Source organism: Kutzneria buriramensis (genome assembly GCF_003387475.1).
Lineage (GTDB): Bacteria > Actinomycetota > Actinomycetes > Mycobacteriales > Pseudonocardiaceae > Kutzneria > Kutzneria buriramensis.
In genome coordinates, this window is sequence record NZ_QUNO01000007.1 from 262,972 (window position 1) to 278,639 (window position 15,668).

Annotated in this window: 16 protein-coding genes and 1 pseudogene; 12 read left to right on the top strand and 5 right to left on the bottom strand. The window is 69.4% G+C overall.

Features of this window, described 5'->3' with window-relative positions:
• Positions 1 to 5: 5 nt before the first annotated feature.
• The 4 genes from BCF44_RS21950 (at position 6) to BCF44_RS21965 (ending at position 3,441) form a co-directional block, all read left to right on the top strand.
• Complete coding sequence (locus BCF44_RS21950; RefSeq protein ID WP_147328578.1) at positions 6 to 740, top strand: hypothetical protein; 735 nt, start codon at positions 6 to 8, stop codon at positions 738 to 740.
• A 161-nt stretch (positions 741 to 901) separates the two neighbouring features.
• A complete protein-coding gene (locus tag BCF44_RS21955; protein ID WP_116176455.1) occupies positions 902 to 1,759 on the top strand; it encodes an SAM-dependent methyltransferase in 858 nt (285 codons plus the stop codon).
• A gap of 414 nt (positions 1,760 to 2,173) precedes the next feature.
• Entirely contained in the window at positions 2,174 to 2,944 is a 771-nt protein-coding gene (locus tag BCF44_RS21960) for an MBL fold metallo-hydrolase (protein WP_116176228.1), read from the top strand.
• A gap of 107 nt (positions 2,945 to 3,051) precedes the next feature.
• On the top strand, positions 3,052 to 3,441 hold the full coding sequence (locus BCF44_RS21965) for a response regulator (RefSeq protein WP_116176229.1): 390 nt from the start codon (positions 3,052 to 3,054) through the stop codon (positions 3,439 to 3,441).
• Here BCF44_RS21965 and BCF44_RS21970 read toward each other — a convergent pair.
• Positions 3,438 to 4,142 carry a response regulator transcription factor gene (locus BCF44_RS21970; RefSeq protein WP_116176230.1) on the bottom strand — a complete coding sequence of 235 codons (705 nt, stop codon included), beginning with the start codon at positions 4,140 to 4,142 and terminating at the stop codon, positions 3,438 to 3,440. The two genes, BCF44_RS21965 and BCF44_RS21970, sit on opposite strands and share 4 nt — an antisense overlap.
• A 79-nt stretch (positions 4,143 to 4,221) precedes the next feature.
• Here BCF44_RS21970 and BCF44_RS21975 point away from each other — a divergent pair, with 79 nt between their 5' ends.
• Both BCF44_RS21975 and BCF44_RS21980 read left to right on the top strand, forming a co-directional pair.
• Positions 4,222 to 6,096, top strand: coding sequence for a CHASE3 domain-containing protein (locus BCF44_RS21975; RefSeq protein WP_116176231.1), 1,875 nt, complete (start codon positions 4,222 to 4,224; stop codon positions 6,094 to 6,096).
• Between the two features lie 189 nt (positions 6,097 to 6,285).
• A complete protein-coding gene (locus tag BCF44_RS21980; protein ID WP_116176232.1) occupies positions 6,286 to 6,999 on the top strand; it encodes a GAF and ANTAR domain-containing protein in 714 nt (237 codons plus the stop codon).
• 32 nt (positions 7,000 to 7,031) lie between these two features.
• On the opposite strand, the gene BCF44_RS21985 is transcribed toward BCF44_RS21980, so the two are convergent.
• A complete protein-coding gene (locus BCF44_RS21985; protein WP_211353149.1) occupies positions 7,032 to 8,513 on the bottom strand; it encodes an alkaline phosphatase family protein in 1,482 nt (493 codons plus the stop codon).
• A 188-nt stretch (positions 8,514 to 8,701) separates the two neighbouring features.
• On the opposite strand from BCF44_RS21985, the pseudogene BCF44_RS21990 reads away from it, so the two are divergent.
• The 3 genes and pseudogenes from BCF44_RS21990 to BCF44_RS22000 all read left to right on the top strand — a co-directional run.
• Positions 8,702 to 8,824 (top strand): annotated as a pseudogene (locus BCF44_RS21990) (DUF805 domain-containing protein); the annotation flags it as partial.
• Between the two features lie 57 nt (positions 8,825 to 8,881).
• The gene (locus BCF44_RS21995; protein ID WP_246015393.1) at positions 8,882 to 9,112 is read left to right on the top strand and encodes an ATP-binding cassette domain-containing protein; all 231 of its coding nucleotides are present in this window, start codon (positions 8,882 to 8,884) and stop codon (positions 9,110 to 9,112) included.
• The gene (locus BCF44_RS22000) at positions 9,012 to 9,278 is read left to right on the top strand and encodes a response regulator transcription factor (protein ID WP_116176236.1); all 267 of its coding nucleotides are present in this window, start codon (positions 9,012 to 9,014) and stop codon (positions 9,276 to 9,278) included. Before BCF44_RS21995 ends, BCF44_RS22000 begins: the two co-directional genes overlap by 101 nt.
• A gap of 12 nt (positions 9,279 to 9,290) precedes the next feature.
• On the opposite strand, the gene BCF44_RS22005 is transcribed toward BCF44_RS22000, so the two are convergent.
• Entirely contained in the window at positions 9,291 to 9,722 is a 432-nt protein-coding gene (locus BCF44_RS22005) for a VOC family protein (protein ID WP_116176237.1), read from the bottom strand.
• Positions 9,723 to 9,781: 59 nt separating this feature from the next.
• On the opposite strand from BCF44_RS22005, the gene BCF44_RS22010 reads away from it, so the two are divergent.
• On the top strand, positions 9,782 to 10,387 hold the full coding sequence (locus BCF44_RS22010) for a TetR/AcrR family transcriptional regulator (protein WP_116176238.1): 606 nt from the start codon (positions 9,782 to 9,784) through the stop codon (positions 10,385 to 10,387).
• 37 nt (positions 10,388 to 10,424) lie between these two features.
• On the opposite strand, the gene BCF44_RS22015 is transcribed toward BCF44_RS22010, so the two are convergent.
• Both BCF44_RS22015 and BCF44_RS22020 read right to left on the bottom strand, forming a co-directional pair.
• Positions 10,425 to 10,772 (bottom strand): hypothetical protein, encoded by a 348-nt coding sequence (locus BCF44_RS22015; protein ID WP_116176239.1) that lies wholly within the window; start codon positions 10,770 to 10,772, stop codon positions 10,425 to 10,427.
• Positions 10,773 to 11,214: 442 nt separating this feature from the next.
• Positions 11,215 to 12,300: an alcohol dehydrogenase catalytic domain-containing protein gene (locus tag BCF44_RS22020; RefSeq protein WP_211353150.1), complete on the bottom strand. Its 1,086-nt coding sequence runs from the start codon at positions 12,298 to 12,300 to the stop codon at positions 11,215 to 11,217.
• A 93-nt stretch (positions 12,301 to 12,393) separates the two neighbouring features.
• On the opposite strand from BCF44_RS22020, the gene BCF44_RS22025 reads away from it, so the two are divergent.
• On the top strand, positions 12,394 to 13,293 hold the full coding sequence (locus BCF44_RS22025) for a LysR family transcriptional regulator (RefSeq protein WP_170217668.1): 900 nt from the start codon (positions 12,394 to 12,396) through the stop codon (positions 13,291 to 13,293).
• 184 nt (positions 13,294 to 13,477) lie between these two features.
• Positions 13,478 to 15,667: an RHS repeat domain-containing protein gene (locus BCF44_RS22030; RefSeq protein WP_147328579.1), complete on the top strand. Its 2,190-nt coding sequence runs from the start codon at positions 13,478 to 13,480 to the stop codon at positions 15,665 to 15,667.
• Position 15,668 lies beyond the last annotated feature (1 nt).

Sequence of the window (15,668 nt, forward strand, 5' to 3'; positions counted from 1 at the left end):
CGGCGATGGGACGTCCGCCGCGCCTGGCCGTCATCGGCGACGCCGACACCGACCGACCCCCCGACATTCCCGACCTACGGGTCGTGCCGGCCACGGCCGCGCTGCTGTCCCGCCCGATCGATGTCGATGCCGTCTACCTCGGTGGGGTGGACCAGGTTCGTGCCCGTCGCCTCAAAGCCGACTTCACGACGAGGTCCGGCGTGCCGTGCCTCACCCGCGAGGAGATGACCGCGGTCGGCCTCGCCGGACGCCTGTTGGTGCTGCTGACCAGAACCGGTCGACCGCCGGCGGCGGCGCGCGTGGTGATCGTCGAGTCGACTGCTATTCCGACGCTGTGCCCGCTGCTGCTGGCATTGGGGGTGGGGGACATCGTGTCATGGGAGCCCACCGACGCCTTGAGCTACCCGCTGCGCCGCATCACCTATCGCTCCGACGCCGTGATCGACCCGCTTGGTGGCGGCGTGCCGGTCGTCCTGCCGTCGACGGATGAGGGCCAGCCGCCGCTGGTGGCGGCCGACGACCCGGGTTACCCGCTGCTCGCGTTACCTGGGCTGGTGCGGGCATTACTCGCCAAGCCCGGTGCCCAGGCCGACTTCGATGTCCTGAGGGCCTGTGCATACGCGCTGGCCGCTCGCACCCGGGAAGGCCGATGGTTGCCGGATCAAGGTGATTCCGAGCTGACGCCGATGGTCCTTGCGATGGCCGGTCGAGTGCTTTCTCGCCTCCACATCGACCGATGACGGGCTTGCGGTGCACAGGACGCGCGTCGTAGTTCCCGGTGCGGTTCACTCTCCTGGCCGTGCCCCGTTTCGGTGATTGACGCGGGTAGTCGTTGTGGTTCGGACGCGACCCACTAGGGTTGAAGTCCGCGAAATCCGTGTCCGTTCCCGAGAGGGGCAAGATGCCGTCGTCGGATCTGGGGTACGCCGCGCCGAGTTCGGTTCCGGTCGGGGTGGACCCGACGCGGGCGAGCATCGCCCGCGTGTACGACGCGGCGCTGGGCGGCAAGGACAACTACGAGATCGACCGCCTGGTGCTCCAGCAGGTCGCCACTCGGGCGCCCGAGGTTCGGGATCTGGCGTGGTCCAACCGCAACTTCCTGATCCGCGCCGTGCGGTTCGTGGCCGAGCAGGGTGGGATCACGCAGTTCCTGGACTGCGGCTCCGGCTTGCCGACCGCGGAGAACACGCATCAGGTCGTGCAGCGGGTCAATCCGGACACCGCGGTGGTCTACGTCGACAACGACCCGGTGGTGCTCGCGCACGGCCGCGCCCTCCTGGAGGACGCGCCGCACACCCACGTCGTCGCCGAGGACATCTTCAATCCCGGGCTGATCCTGGCCAACGAGGAGATCCGCCGCTACATCGACTTCGATCAGCCGTTGGCGCTGTTGCAGGTGGGCACGTTGCACCACTACAACGCCGATGACGGCGCGGACATGATGCGCGAGTACATCGAGGCCTTGCCCAGCGGCTCGTTCGTGGTCGTCGCGCACTTCTTCGACCCGGAGACGCCCGGCCTGACCGAGTTGGCCCAGAAGATGGAGCAGCTGTTCATCCACAGCCCGATGGGGTCCGGTCGGTTCCGCACGGAGAGGGAGATCCTCGCGTTCGTCGAGGGGCTCGAGATCATGCCGTACGGCCTGAACAAGGAACCCGGTCTGGCGCTGTGCGACAACTGGTGGCCGGACGGTCCGAGGCTGACCCCGCTCAACCAGGTGGAGCAGTGCATCGCCGCCGTGGTCGCCCGCAAGCCCTGACGGAGAAGTCATCGTGTCGGGTTCCGACGTCGGTCGCCGGCTCTGACCGGCGGTTTCATGCGGCCCGTTCCCGACGCTGGACGCCGAACGGGGTGATGCCGAGGCCCCCGACGCCCCGACATCACCCCAGCCGGGCGGACGCGGACTCCGTATCCATCCGAGGGGCCGCCCGGCAAGCTCCGGCACAGAGACAAGCAGCCGGACTCGTGGTCACAGCCCCGAACGGTCGGCAGACCCATTCGGAGCTGATCGGTGTACATCCTCCGAGCTGTACGGCGTAGCGCCAACCGCCGAGCAGGTCGTCCGCCAATACTCCGATCGGACGCGCTGATCTCGCACTCCGATGGCGGTGCCGGCGCCGGCGCTCACTGGGCGGGGCGATCGGCCGGCTGGACGGCATGAAGTGGAGGGTGTGTGCGAACGCGACAGGTCACCGTGCTTGGCAGTTGCGGTGCCTTCCCGGAGCCAGGGCGTGCGTGCAGCGGGTTTGCGGTGGACTGGGACGGCTACCGCTTGGTGCTCGACCTCGGTTACGCCACACTGCCGCGTCTTCTCGCGCACTGGCCGGACGGCGCCGTGGATGCCGTTGTCATCACCCATGAGCACCCTGACCACTGCATCGACCTGCATGGGCTGTTCCGGATGCGGTTCTACGGTGCCCCCGGCCGAGCGCGGCTGCCGCTGTACTGCCCGCCGGGTGTGCTCGACCGGCTCAGCGGCCTGGAACCCGATGTCGATCTGCGGGCGGTCTTCGACATGCACCTTCTGCCCGGCACGCACCGGGTCGGGCCGTTCGACCTGACAGGAGTGCCGCTGCCGCACTACGTGCCCAACGCAGGCATTCGGTTGCAGGCCGACGGGGTTGCTCTTGCCTACTCCGGCGACACCGGCCCGAGTCCACTGCTCGCCGAACTCGGCCGGGACGCCGACCTGTTCATCGTCGAGGCCACCGATCGCGTCGGCGAGACGCAGCAGACCACCCGGAACCTGATGACCTCTCGCGAGGCCGGCCGGTGGGCGCGGCAGGCCGGGGCCCGCAGGCTGATGCTCACCCATTTCTGGCCGGGCAACGACCGGACAGTCTCGGTGGCCGCCGCTCGCGCCGAGTTCGACGGTGACGTGCTGGCGGCGCAGGAGAACCTGGTCGTCGCGCTCGGGTCGGCCAAGTCGCCCCACGATCGCTGAGACCGTCCCGGGGACCTCGACGTCGAACTCGTCGAGGCCGAAGTCGATCTCGAGTCCTTCAGGCTAGCCGGAATGTGCTATGCCGGCGGCCTTGCCATCCTCGAGTCATGGCCTTGCGCTGTCTTCTCGTCGACGACAGTGCTCGCTTCCTCCAGGCCGCCAAGGCGCTGCTCGAACGCGAAGGACTGGTCGTCGACATCGCCTCGACCGTCCCCGACGCGCTACGACGCGCCGGGGCGTTCCGGCCGGACGTGGTGCTCATCGACATCGACCTCGGCGACCAGAGCGGGTTCGACCTCGCGCGGCGGTTGGACGAGCATCGGTTCGACGACCGGGACGACACGAACGGGCCCGGGATCATCATGGTGTCGACCCATCAGCGGGAGGACTTCGAGGAGCTCATCGCGGACAGCCCGGCGCTCGGATTTCTCGCCAAGTCAGCCCTGTGCGCCGGCGCCGTCCACGAGCTGCTCCTGGGCGCCCCCGGCCAGTCCTAGCGGGATTCGAGGAAGGCGACGACCGCCAGCACGCGGCGGTGATCATCGCCGCTGTCGGGGATCCGCAGCTTGGTGAGGATGTGCTGCACGTGTTTCTCGACGGTCCCCTCGGTGACCCACAGCTGACGGGCGATTCCGGCGTTGGACCGTCCCTCCGCCACGAGTGCGAGCACCTCACGCTCACGCGCGCTGAGCGCGGCCAGCGGGTCGTCCTTGCGACTGGCCCGGAGCAGGTCCTGCACCAGCACGGGGTCGACGACGACATCGCCCCGCGCGATCCGCTCCACGGTGTCGACGAACTCGTTCACATCGACGACGCGGCTCTTGAGCAGGTAGCCGACGCCCCGCCCGCTGGCCAACAGCTCCAACGTGTGTTCCACCTCGACGTGCGCGGAAAGCAGGAGCACCCGCATCCGGGGATACCGCGTGCGGATCGTCCGAGCCGCCGCGAGCCCCTCGGTGTGCTGTGTCGGTGGCATCCGGATGTCCAGGATGACCAGGTCCGGGACGTGTTCCTCGACCAGGGCGAGGAGTTGGGCGCCGTCACCGGCCTGCCCCACCACGTCGAAGCCGAAGCGCTCGAGCAGGCTGGTGATGCCCTCGCGGAGCAGGACGTCGTCGTCCGCCACGACCACCCGTCTGCGGTTGGTCGTGGTGCCGTCCTCCGAAGATCGCGGACCGGGCCGCTTCGCCGCATCCATTTGTCCGTTATGGGGACCCTAGTCCCTTACGCGTCGCGAGGCGACCGACTGTACTGGAGGCCATGCACAGGAGACTATCGTGGGCGGCCTGATCCTCCGCGTGCTCGGCGGGTGCGCCCTGCTCGCGATCACGGAGGGCATCCTGCTCGTCGTCCTGCTCAGCGCGGTCATCGTCGAGCGCGAGTCGGCGCAACTCGCGAGGCACTCTCAGGAATTGCTCACGAGCTCGAGCCGACTCGAGAGGCTGCTCGTCGACGTGGAGACGGGCGGCCGTGGCTTCCTGCTCACCGGCGACGAAAGGTTTCTCGAGCCCTGGAACACCGCGCGCGCCGCGATCCCCGCGGAGAGCGTGAACCTCCAGCGGCTGTCCGACACCCCCGAACAGAGGGACCAGTCCCGGCGGATCACCCAGGGCATCGAGTCCTACGTCGCGCGGTATTCGGTGCCCATGGTGGGTGCCGCGCGCCGGAACGATCCCTCGGTGCGCAGTGTCGCGGCGATCGACGACGGGAGGCGGCGTGTGGATCTGATCCGGACCGATTTCGAGCGCCTCGACCTGACCGAGCGCGGCGTGGCCGTCGCCCGCGACGAGCAGGCCGCGGCCACGGCCGGCCAGGCGGTGGTCGCGGTTGCGGCCGGCGTCGCCGGATCGGTGTTGCTGATCCTGCTTTTCGCCGGCTACATGACACGTGCCGTCATCCGCCCCGTGCGCCGAGCGGCGGCCATGGCCGATCGGCTCGCCGGCGGCGAACTCGCCACTCGTATCCCCGAGACCGGCGCGGCCGAGATCCGAACACTGGAGCGCTCGTTCAACAAGATGGGACGCTCGCTCGAGCAGAACCGCGACGAGCTCACCCAGTTCGCCGATGAGCAGGCGGCGCTGCGGCGAGTGGCCACCCTCGTCGCGCACGCGGAGCCGCCGCCCGCCGTCTTCACCGCCGTGACCGAGGAGGCGGGCCGGGTCCTCGGTGCCGACGGCACGCGGCTGCTGCGTTACGAGGCCGACGGCACGGCGACCACGGTCGCCAGCTGGGGCGCGGCCGGTTGCGAGGTGGTGGTCGGAGCCCGCGTGCGGCTGGACGCCGAGAGCGTCGCGTCCCAGGTGTTGCGCACCGACGAGCCCGCGCGGATCGAGGGCGTTGTCGAGGCGCTCGGCGGAGACGTCAGGTCGGCGGTCGGGGTCCCGATCCTCGTCGAGGGAGCCCTGTGGGGAGTGATGAAGGCACTGTCGACTCGGGACGAGCCGCTGCCCGAGGACACCGAGAACCGCTTCGCCAACTTCACCGATCTGGTCGCGACCGCGATCGCCAACACCCAGGCGCGTGCCGACCTGGCCGCCTCCCGGGTGCGCGTGGTGGCCGCGGCCGACGAGACTCGCCGGCGGATCGAACGCGATCTGCATGACGGCATCCAGCAGCGGCTCGTCTCGCTCGCGCTGGATCTGCGGGCGGCCGAGGCCGGGGTGCCGGCCGAGTTGCCCGGGCTGCGGAGCGAGCTGTCCGAGGTCGCCTCCGGGTTGGCGGCGGCGGTGGACGAACTGCGCGAGATCGCGCGCGGGATCCACCCCGCGATCCTGTCCGAGGGTGGTCTGGGTCCCGCGCTCAGGGCGCTCGCCCGCCGCTCAGCCATCCCGGTCGAGCTCGACGTGCAGGTCGGGAGCCGACTCGCACCGTCGGTCGAGGTCGCGGCGTACTACACGGTGGCGGAGGCGCTTGCCAACGCGACGAAACACGCGCGGGCGTCAGTGGTCCGCGTCGAAGCGGCTGTGCGGGGGGACCGGCTGCACGTCGCGGTCCGTGACGACGGCGTTGGCGGCGCCGATCCGGCACGTGGCTCCGGCCTGATCGGGCTCACCGACCGGATCGAGGCCCTGGAAGGCCGGATGACCGTCGCCAGCCCACCGGGCCTGGGTACCTCGCTGAAGGTGGAGCTGCCCCTCGGCGTGGACGAGTGACAGTTCCGGCTAGCTGGTACGCGGGGCTGCCGGTGAGCACCCAGGGCAAGACGCCCGTTCGCTGCGACGACACGCGCCCGCTCAACCGCGAAGCTTTTGGTCGCAAGGAAATCATCGTCGAGCATCGGGACGTGGGATGTGTGCGACCGAGAAGCTGGAGAACCGAGACGGACACCCGCGGTGAACGGTATGGCCGGCGACCGGGACCAGGCGATTGCCACGGCCATCGGCAGGCTGGCCAGCGCGGACAACGTGCCGGTCAGGCTTGAGCATGTCTGCCGCGCCGGCGCGGCCGCGCTCGGCGTCGCCGGGGTGAGCCTGTGCACGATCGGCGACCTCGGGCTGGGCGAGCCGGTCTACGCGACCGATGCCGTCAGTGAGCGCGCGATAGAACTGGAGATCACCGTCGGCACCGGTCCGGGCATGCAGGCGCTGCGGAACGGCAACGTGGTGATGTCGGCCGATCTGGACAGCAGCACCAGCCTGCACCAGTGGCCCGCGCTGGTCCCGATGTTGAGCGCTCTCGGCGTGTGCGCCGTGTTCGCGTTCCCGCTGACCGCCGGCGAGATCACGGTCGGCGTCCTCGAGCTGTATCGCGCCGGACCCGGCGCGTTGCCGATGGCGGCAATGGCCGATGGGCAGCTTTTCGCGGACTACGCCATGGCATTGCTGCTCGACAGCGATTACTGGCGGCCCGGGAGCGATGTGGAGGACGTGCTCGCCGGCACGTTGCCGGAACAATGGAGGCGGGTGAACCTGGCGACCTGTGTCATTGCGGCCCAGCTTGGCATCGGCGCGACGCAGGCGTACCAGCGCCTGCGCGCGTACGCGTTCACTGTGGACTGTCAGCTGCGGCAGGTCGCCGACGCCGTGTTGGAGGGGTGCATCGAGCTCACACCGTGATCCTGCACGGTACGGGTCGTCGGCACCCGGGGTCAGCTGTCGTTGTCCCGGTGGGCGCGCACGGCAGCGCTGGCCTGGGTGATCAGGGTGAGCGCCTCGGCCGGATCGCGTACCTCGGATGCCCGCTGACGGATGTGGTGGCGATGCTCGGCCGGCGCGACGGTCAGATGCCGGCGCATGGCGACCGCGAAAGCTCCCCAGAAGGCGGGCGAGCGGACCGCGTCCGCGACGGCGGGCGGCGCCGTCGCGTGAGCGGTGTCGTCCGGCTCGCTGATCCCGGAATCCGCCGGCTCGGGCAACGTGGTCGGTGTGTCACGCCGAGGCTCGGGCAGTGTGAGCAGGTGCAGCAGGTCGTGGGCTGCGGCGTCGCGATGGGTCAGGGGCCGCAGTCCGAACAATCGCGCCACGGTTGCGAGCACGGAACTGTGGTCGTAGACGGTGTGGTCGATCGTGCCGCGCGGGATCAGCGGGGAGATGACGACCGCGGGCACCCGCACGCCCAGTCGGTCGAAGGTGAAGTCATGGTGGTTGTTGTGCGGGAACGAGATCTGGTCTCCCGGTGGGACCGCCGGCGGGGGCGAGACGTGGTCGTAGAAGCCGCCGTGCTCGTCGTAGGTGATGACCAGCACGGAGTGCTCCCAGTGCGGGGAGTTCCTGATGGCCTCGTAGACCGTCTTCACGAGGCGCTCGCCACTGGTGACATCCCCGAGCGGGTGCTGGGAGTTTCCGCCACGGAAGTCCCTCGCTCCGAACAGGACGTCGCCGTAGTCCGGTTCGATGAACACGTATCGGGGTCGGTAACCGGGGTCGCGGAGTCGCTCGCCGAAGGTCGCGGCGCGGGAGAAGTGGCCGGCGAGCAGGTTGCGGCCCATTCCCCGGAGTGCGAGGACCTGGGGGAACTCGTCGCCGGCGACGACCTCCCACGGGATGTGGTTGTCGCCCAGCCGGTCGAAGATCGTGCCGTTGTCGAAGTGGTATCCGTCGAGCACGTAGCCGGCGACCTTGTCCCAGTTGCTCGGGCTGTCGTCCAGACCGCCGGACGACGCCGCGTGGACGAACAACCGGTTGGGCCACGTGGGTCCCGGCAGCGCGGAGAACCAGCGGTCACATACCGCGAACTCCCGTGCGAGCGCGTTGAGCACGGGAAGCTGCGCGGGCGCGAAACACTGCATGATCCTGTCCGGACGTGCTGAGCCCGTTGCGCGGTAGCTCGACACGAAGCCGGAGTTGTCGATCGGCGGGTATCCGGCCTTGGGTTGGTAGACGACGTGAGGACCACACAGCTGTTCCACGACGTTCGCGAACTCATGACCGGGATCCCTGTCCTGCGCGGTGATGAAGTAGTCCGCCGGCGTGCTCGCCACCACCGCACGCCCGGTTGCGGGATCGGTGTTGACGCCGAGGAGGCCGACCAGCCCGTCGGGTGTCGACCGTGCTCCGGTGGCCGCGTCCGTGCCGACGACACCGGAGAACCCCAGCATGTGATCGAAGGAGCGGTTTTCCAGCATGAGCACGAAAATCCTTTGTGGAGCGGGCGCGAAACCTGGCTGCGCGGTCACTTGGCCACCGTCCCACGCCATGACTGACGTGTATAGGTGGCCACGTCGGTCCTCTCGGGTGTCGGATGGGCTGAGTCGACTGCGCCCACAGCCGGCAGTGTCCGGAACGGGGCAGTGGCCGATCGGCTAGGCGCTCGGCCTGGTGGCTGCTGTTCGGCGTGGTGCCCATCGTCGGCCAGATCCTGCTGATCGTCTTCTTCGCCATCCGCAGCGACCAGGGCGACAACCGGTTCGACCCGGTTCCGATGGCGGTGGCGGCCCGGTGACGGTGGCCGCGGTGCTGGACGTGGCTGCTGGTCGGCAAACGCTTCGGCACCGTCGACGTGCTACGGCACGTCAGCGTGGCGGTCGAGCCGGGTTCGGTGGTGGCCGTCGTCGGGCACAACGGGGCCGGCAAGACGACGTTGGTGCGGGTCGCCGTGGGACTGGCCCGGCCCGACGGCGGCGAGGTCCATGTGGCCGGCATTCCCTTGGCACGCCTGGGCGTCCGCGCGGCGGCGCGGGGCGAGCCGACGCTGTCCCCGGCGATCACCCGCCGGCTCATCGACCGCTAGTCCAGGTCGGGAACGGCTGTCGAACGCGGAGATCGCGAAGGGCCTGCACATCAGCGAGGGCACCGCCAAGGCCCATATCAGCCGCATCCTGTCCAAGTTGCAATGCGGCAACCGGGTGCAGGCGGCGATCATCGCCCACGACGCGGGAGTCCTCCATGGACAGTGACGGCGCCCGATCTCACGGTGTTGGTGGCTGGATCAGCTCGATGAGGTTGCCTTCCGGGTCCTTGACGTAGGCGAACCGGGCGCCGGGTTCCACCGCGTCGGCCGGCGGCCACACCTCGGCGCCGCCCGCCGCCACGATGCCGGCGAACGCCGTGTCCAGGTCGCGGACCGACACCGCCCAGTGGCCGAACCCGAGCGTGTTCGCGGCGTCGAGCGGATCGGCGTAGGCGCGGTTCCGGCTCGCGCCGGCCCTTTCGATCAGTTCCAGACGCACGCCGGAGCCTGACCGCAGCACGACGGTACGCACGGCCGGGTCGTCCAGGCGGAATTCCTCGACGACCTCGTGCAGGCCCAGTGCCCGCTGGTACCAGGCGCGCTGAGCGTCCAGGTCCGCGACGGACAGGCTGGTGTGGTGCACGCCCAGGCCAAGGTCGACATCGGTCATGATGATCTCCCGTGAAGGTTAATGGCACTAACCTGGTGAATGACACTAACCTTAGCTCCGTGTCGGACAACGTCAAGCGGCGCAGCGGGCAGCACCACGGTGACCTGCGCCGCACCCTGGAGCAGGCCGCACTGGAACTGGTGCTCACCAAGGGCGTCGGCGGATTCACCATGGCCGAGGCCAGCCGCCGTGCCGGCGTGAGTGTTGCCGCGCCGTACAAGCACTACGAGGATCGCGACGCGCTGCTGAGTGAGCTCGCGGTGCGGGCCTACACCGAGCAACGCGAGCAGTACCGCGCCGCGATGGCGGACGCCGGCGATCCGGGCGACCAACTGGTGGCCTTCGCCGTGGCCTACGTCCAGTTCGCCGCCGACCGACCGGCATTGTTCGCCCTCACCTTCGCCGCCGGCCTGGACAAAGCGCGCTTCCCCGCCCTCGCCGAGGCCGGCCAGGCGCTGTTCGCCGAACTGTTCGGGCCGGCCCGTGTCCTGTGTGGTGAGGACCGACAGGCCCGCCGGTTGGTGTTGGCGATCGCGGCCTGCGCACACGGCCACGCGGTGTTCCTCGCCGAAGGGGTGCTCGCCGGCCTGTCGGACCCGCTCGCCGAGGTCAAACGGGAGGCAGCTGCGGCGGCGTCGGCGCTGATCGCCGGATATGTGGCCTGACGTCCCATCTGGGGACTTTTGTACGAGCCGGCCAGCGTCAGAATCCGCAGGCGCTGTCGGCGGTGCGAGCCAACTGGTCGAGGTCGGGCGCCCCGGGATTCGCGTCCAGGGTGACAAGCCAGGTCTGCATGGCGGCCACGCACGTGTTCAGACTGGTGTTGCTCGCGGTGAGGGTGTTGACCTGACCGTTGAGGGTGTCGGTCTGAGCGTTGAGCTGGTCGATGAGAACGCTCGCGGCCGCCAGTTTCCGGTTCGTGTCCGTCAGCGTCCGCTGCTGGTGGTCGATCTGCTGGTGCAGGCTCGCGTTGGTGCCCTGCTCGTTCAGGTAGAGGACGAGCATCGTGCTTGCCGTCGCCAGGGCGCACACGGACAGAGCGGTCAGCACGACACGGAGGGATCTGCTCGGCGGCGGTGTCGTGGCCGGCGGGAGATCGGTGAATACGGCTTGCGGCTCAAGTGGTTCGGCAGTAGGGGCGTCGAACATGGATCGGTCCCTTCCTGGTGGGCCCGGATCGCCGGTGTGATCGAACCGGAGTGTGGTGTTCTCGGGCTCCTCACGTGATTGCTGCCTGTCGCGAGCCATGGTGCGAGCGGCCGGCCATCGACGGCCAGTGGAAACTTCCGGCTCTTCGCGACGTCACCATGCTGGCCAACCACGCGCTGCTCAAACTACGAGGCCGACGTCGTCCTGCTCGGCTCGGTGATCAGTGGTAGCGAACCCGCGACTGCCTTCCTGTGGCGACGCCGAAACCGCTTGACACAGAGGGAAGCCATGAGTGTGTGCGGCGTCGGCTGTCCGGAAACCCACGCGGCGCCGAGCTGAGCCTCTAGGCCCTTGGCGTGAGGATGGTGCGGTCGAAGGGGCCGCCGTGTGTGGCTGCGTAGGTGACCGCGTCGTTGACGTGGTCGAGGTCGAATCGGGTGATGTGTTCGGGGGTGAGGTCCAGGGCACCCGTCGCGATGAGTCGGATCATGCCGACGTTCCCCGCGCGCGGGTACATCCATTGGCCTCGAACGGTCACCGAGTTGCGCATGATCCAGGGGTAGGGCAAGGCGAGATCCGCGCCGCCGAGCATGCCGACGCCACCCATCAGCACGACCCGCCCGTACTCGCGCACGGTCATGGCCGCCGCACGTGCCACCGAGCTGGGCGCCTGGGGCGGCAGGAGATCAAGCACCATGTCGATCGGGCTGTCGGTGGCCGCCGCCATGGTCGCGCGGTCGGTGTCTTCGTCTCCGCTGAGCTCGACCGGGCTCACCCGTGCGCCGAATCGGTCGGCGAGCAGGTCGAGGACGGCCCGATTGCGGCCCGGCGCCACCACGTGCCCGGCGCCCATGGCAAGTGCGACGGCTACCGCGCTGCTGCCGAGATTGCCGGTCGCCCCGCTGATCAGCACCGTCTCACCGGCCGCGAGTTGGCCGGCCAACAGCCCTCCGTAGGCAATGGTGTGAACACCCAGCGCGGACCAGCGGGCGGGATCGGCTGCCGCCCCGGCGGGCAGGAGGTACACATTCTCGGTGGGAGCCCGCATGAGTTCGGCGAACGGTCCGTCATGCAGGTATCGGGCCAGCCTGGCACCGCCCTCGCCGCGGGAGCTCCAGCCCTGCAGCGTGATGTCCGGTGTCAGGGCGTCGTCGCGGGCACGGACCGTCGAGTCGCACCACACCAGGTTCCCCACCTTCAGCTTGGTCGCGTCCGGTCCCACGCTCACCACTCGGCCGATACCGCCGACACCCGGTACGACCGGCGGCTCCAGCGGATAGCGCCGTTCACCGCTGAACACCTCGGCGGCGTACGGCGGCACACAGGTCGCCAGGACCTCGACCAGCACCTCACCGCTGCTGGCTTCCGGGTCGGGTACGTCGTGCACCACGAGGGGGGAGCCGAATGCCGTCAGTGTCGCTGCACGCATGGGAAAGCCTCTCTGTCTCGTCCTTCGCCACGCTAGGCACGGCAGGGGCATGCGGGAAGCGATGATCTGGCATCTCTGGTATGCGTAGTCAGCATGGACGTGTCGAGCGTGAGCCTCCGGGTGCTGTGTCAGATCGCCGAGTCGGGCAGTTTCACCGCGGCCGCCGCGCAGCTGGGCTACACGCAGTCTGCGGTCTCGCGCCAGGCGATCGCCCTCGAACGCAGCGTCGGAGCCACCCTGTTCGAGCGGCGTACCGACGGGGTGCGGCTCACGCCGCCCGGACTGACGCTGCTGCGGCATGCTCGAACGATCTTGGAGTCGGTCGACGCGGCCGAGCGCGACCTGACCGGTGAGGCTCCTCGTACGGAGCTGGTGCGGCTCGGCTTGGTTCTCAGCGCCGGACCGGTGATCCTGCCCGCCGCGCTCGCCCGACTCGCCAGGACAGCGCCACGGATCCGGGTCTCCACCCGCGAAGGCACCACGCCCAGCTTGGCTCGGGCGTTGCGCACCGGTTCGATCGACGTCGCCGTGCTCACCTCTCGCCCGCCGCACCGGCCACCAGACGGCGAGTCACCGCGCCTGCACATCACGCCCGTTCAGGACGTCGAGCTTCTCGTGGCGGCGTCGGCTACCGGCACGTTCGCGGGTCGCACGTCCGTGCACGTCGACGAACTGGTCGACGTGCCTTGGATCGCCAGCCCCTCAGCGAGCGCGGAGCCACTGCTCGGTGTCTGGCCGGGCCTGCCGGGGCGAGCGCGCATCGTCCACAGTGCACGGGACTGGCTGACGAAACTGCACCTGGTCGCCGGTGGTTTCGGCGTCACCACGATTCCGGAAGGCTTGTCGCCGCTTGTCCCGCCCGGTGTGATTTCTCTGCGGGTCCAGGGCGCGCCACCCGAGATCCGCAGGGTCTGCGTGGCCCGGCTCCCCGGCACTGCCACGCCGGCGATCACGGCGGTCACCCAGGTGATCACCTCAACCGTGCAGCCGTGACGACGACACGCCTGTAGGCACGCCCGGCGTCCGCCATCGACGAGTCGGCTTGCTTGGTGCGGAGAAGCGGGCCTGGCCACTCGCGGTCAATGGCGTTCATTGGTCATGACCCGTTCTACTCTTCGCGTAAGGGATTCACGCACACTGTGCGGACTTGCCTGCACCCTGCCTGCGGGAGGTTCTCATGCGCGCGTATCTGCCTTTGGCGGCCGCACTACTTGTCGCCGCGATGTCGACCGCGCCGCCAGACATGGCGGCCACTGTGCCGGGAGCGGACGCCGGTTCGGTGTCGGTGACCCTGGTGACCGGCGACCGGATTGTCGGGTCGGCCGGCGGCGGCCCGGTCGCCACGATTCCCTCCGAGGGCGACGGCGGACCGATGCTGTCGTTCACCGACCCCACCGGTGACCGCTACGTGGTGCCCTCCGTGGCGGCACCGTATGCGGGACGTCAGTTGGACCTGTCGTTGTTCGACGTGTCGGCGCTGGCTCGCGCGCGGACCCGGGACGGGATTCCGGTGGAGCTGTCATTCGCCACCGGAGCCACGCCGGTGGCGCCGCCGGGAGTCACGCTCACCGCCGCATCGGGCGGCGTGGCGCGCGGGTACGTGAACGTCGCGTCGACGTCGCGGTTCGCCGCGATGCTGCGTGAGCGGATCGGCGCCGACATCGCCGCCGGTCGGGAGCCGGGCACTGGCCCGTTGCCCGGCGGGTTGGTCCGGATGGCGCTGGCCGCACCGACCACCCCAGGTCCCGCCACACCGGCGTATCCCATGCGCGTCGTCCAGCTGACCACAGTCGGCCTGAGCGGGCAGCTGGCGAACAGCTTCGTCACACTGTTCAATGTGGACTCCGCTCGTCGCCTGCCTGGGAAGGCCTTGTTCACCCACGGCGAGATCCAGCGGCTGGCGGTGCCGGAAGGACATTACGTCGCGCTCAGCTTCTTCTACGATTTCGACCAGCACGGCAGGCTCGTGGCGGGACGATGGGTCACTCCCGGTTTTACCGTCTCGGACTCCGGCGCGGTCACCACGATCGGAATCGATGAGCGCAGCGCGTCGTCCCGGATCTCGGTGGCCACGCCCCAGCAGGCCGCCGAAGACGGTATGACCGTCACGTTCATCCCGCAGGACGCGGCCGGCCAAACCGGTTTGGTCGTCACCGCCGGCGGTGCTGCCTCCCACGGCGCCGACTTCTATGTGACACCCACATCCGCTGCCGCGGTGGGAAACCTGCGTTTCCTCGTCTCCTGGGGCGGCCAGTCCGCGACTGCGCGCTATGACGTGGCATTCGGTTCGAACAACGTGCCTGCCGTGAACGCCTACACCGTGGACCCCAACGAACTGGCCGTTGTGCGACAGCGTTTCTTCGCCGACCCCACCGACACACCGAGGGCAGCGTTCCTCAAGGCTCCGCTGGACCCGGTGACCGGTCGGATAGGGGGACTGGTGTACGGCAATCCGGGCGGCGTCCCGGCACCCGGCGAGGTGACCGAGTACGTCGGCACCGCCGACGGGGGGCAGTGGCTGCAGATGACGCAGATGCCCGGCAACGTGCTGTACTCGGCGGACGACCGCACCTTCACCGCCGGGCACCACTACTCGATCGACTGGGGCCACGGTCCGCAGACCGCCGAGTTCGGGCAGCACTCCGGACCGCACCAGTGGTGGAACAGCATCCAATACCCGCACTGCCTCGCGTGCAGCGATGGTGGCACGCTGTCCCTGTTCTTCGCCGACGACGCGGCCGACAGCGATCCCACCCATCAGGGAACTGTCCTGGACGCCACCACCCGGATCACGCTTTACCGTGACGGCACTCAGGTGGTCGACGGCCAGAACGCCGTTGGCACCGTGGTGACAAGTGCGCCGGGCGCCTATCGCGCGGTGTTCGATGTGGACCGCGGCACGCAGCCCACGGGCAGCCACTCCTCCCACACGCACACCGAGCTGACCTTCCGCGACCTGCCGGGCAGCGCGCTGCCCGCCGGCAACACCTGCTTCGGAGAATCGGCGGCCACTGCGTGCCACATCCTGCCGGTGCTCACACTGAACTACCAGTTGGCCACCGACCAGACCGGCACCAGCACCGCGCCCCGGCAACTGATGCGGCTCGACGTCGCCCATCTGAGCTATGACGGTGCCGGTTCACACGACCCGATCACCTCGGTGACGGTGGCCGTGTCCTTCGACGGCACCACCTGGCAGCCCGCGACGGTGCACCGCGACAACGGGCAGTACCTCGTGGCGTGGCCCAATCCCACCTCGGCGCAGGGCACCAGCCCGGCATTGCGAGTAACCGCCGCCGACGCCGCCGGCGGATCGATCACCCAGACCGTCACCAACGCCTACACCATCGCCGCGGCCAGCCACTGAT

Excerpts from the sequence above, each read along its gene's own strand:
- BCF44_RS22000 (WP_116176236.1), top strand. The coding sequence starts at position 9,012 with ATGTGGCCGGCATTCCCTTGGCACGCCTGGGCGTCCGCGCGGCGGCGC.
- BCF44_RS21970 (WP_116176230.1), bottom strand. The coding sequence starts at position 4,142 with ATGGATGCGGCGAAGCGGCCCGGTCCGCGATCTTCGGAGGACGGCACC.
- BCF44_RS22025 (WP_170217668.1), top strand. The coding sequence starts at position 12,394 with ATGGACGTGTCGAGCGTGAGCCTCCGGGTGCTGTGTCAGATCGCCGAG.
- BCF44_RS22005 (WP_116176237.1), bottom strand. The coding sequence starts at position 9,722 with ATGACCGATGTCGACCTTGGCCTGGGCGTGCACCACACCAGCCTGTCC.
- BCF44_RS22020 (WP_211353150.1), bottom strand. The coding sequence starts at position 12,300 with ATGCGTGCAGCGACACTGACGGCATTCGGCTCCCCCCTCGTGGTGCAC.
- BCF44_RS22030 (WP_147328579.1), top strand. The coding sequence starts at position 13,478 with ATGCGCGCGTATCTGCCTTTGGCGGCCGCACTACTTGTCGCCGCGATG.
- BCF44_RS21980 (WP_116176232.1), top strand. The coding sequence starts at position 6,286 with ATGGCCGGCGACCGGGACCAGGCGATTGCCACGGCCATCGGCAGGCTG.
- BCF44_RS21950 (WP_147328578.1), top strand. The coding sequence starts at position 6 with ATGGGACGTCCGCCGCGCCTGGCCGTCATCGGCGACGCCGACACCGAC.
- BCF44_RS21955 (WP_116176455.1), top strand. The coding sequence starts at position 902 with ATGCCGTCGTCGGATCTGGGGTACGCCGCGCCGAGTTCGGTTCCGGTC.
- BCF44_RS21965 (WP_116176229.1), top strand. The coding sequence starts at position 3,052 with ATGGCCTTGCGCTGTCTTCTCGTCGACGACAGTGCTCGCTTCCTCCAG.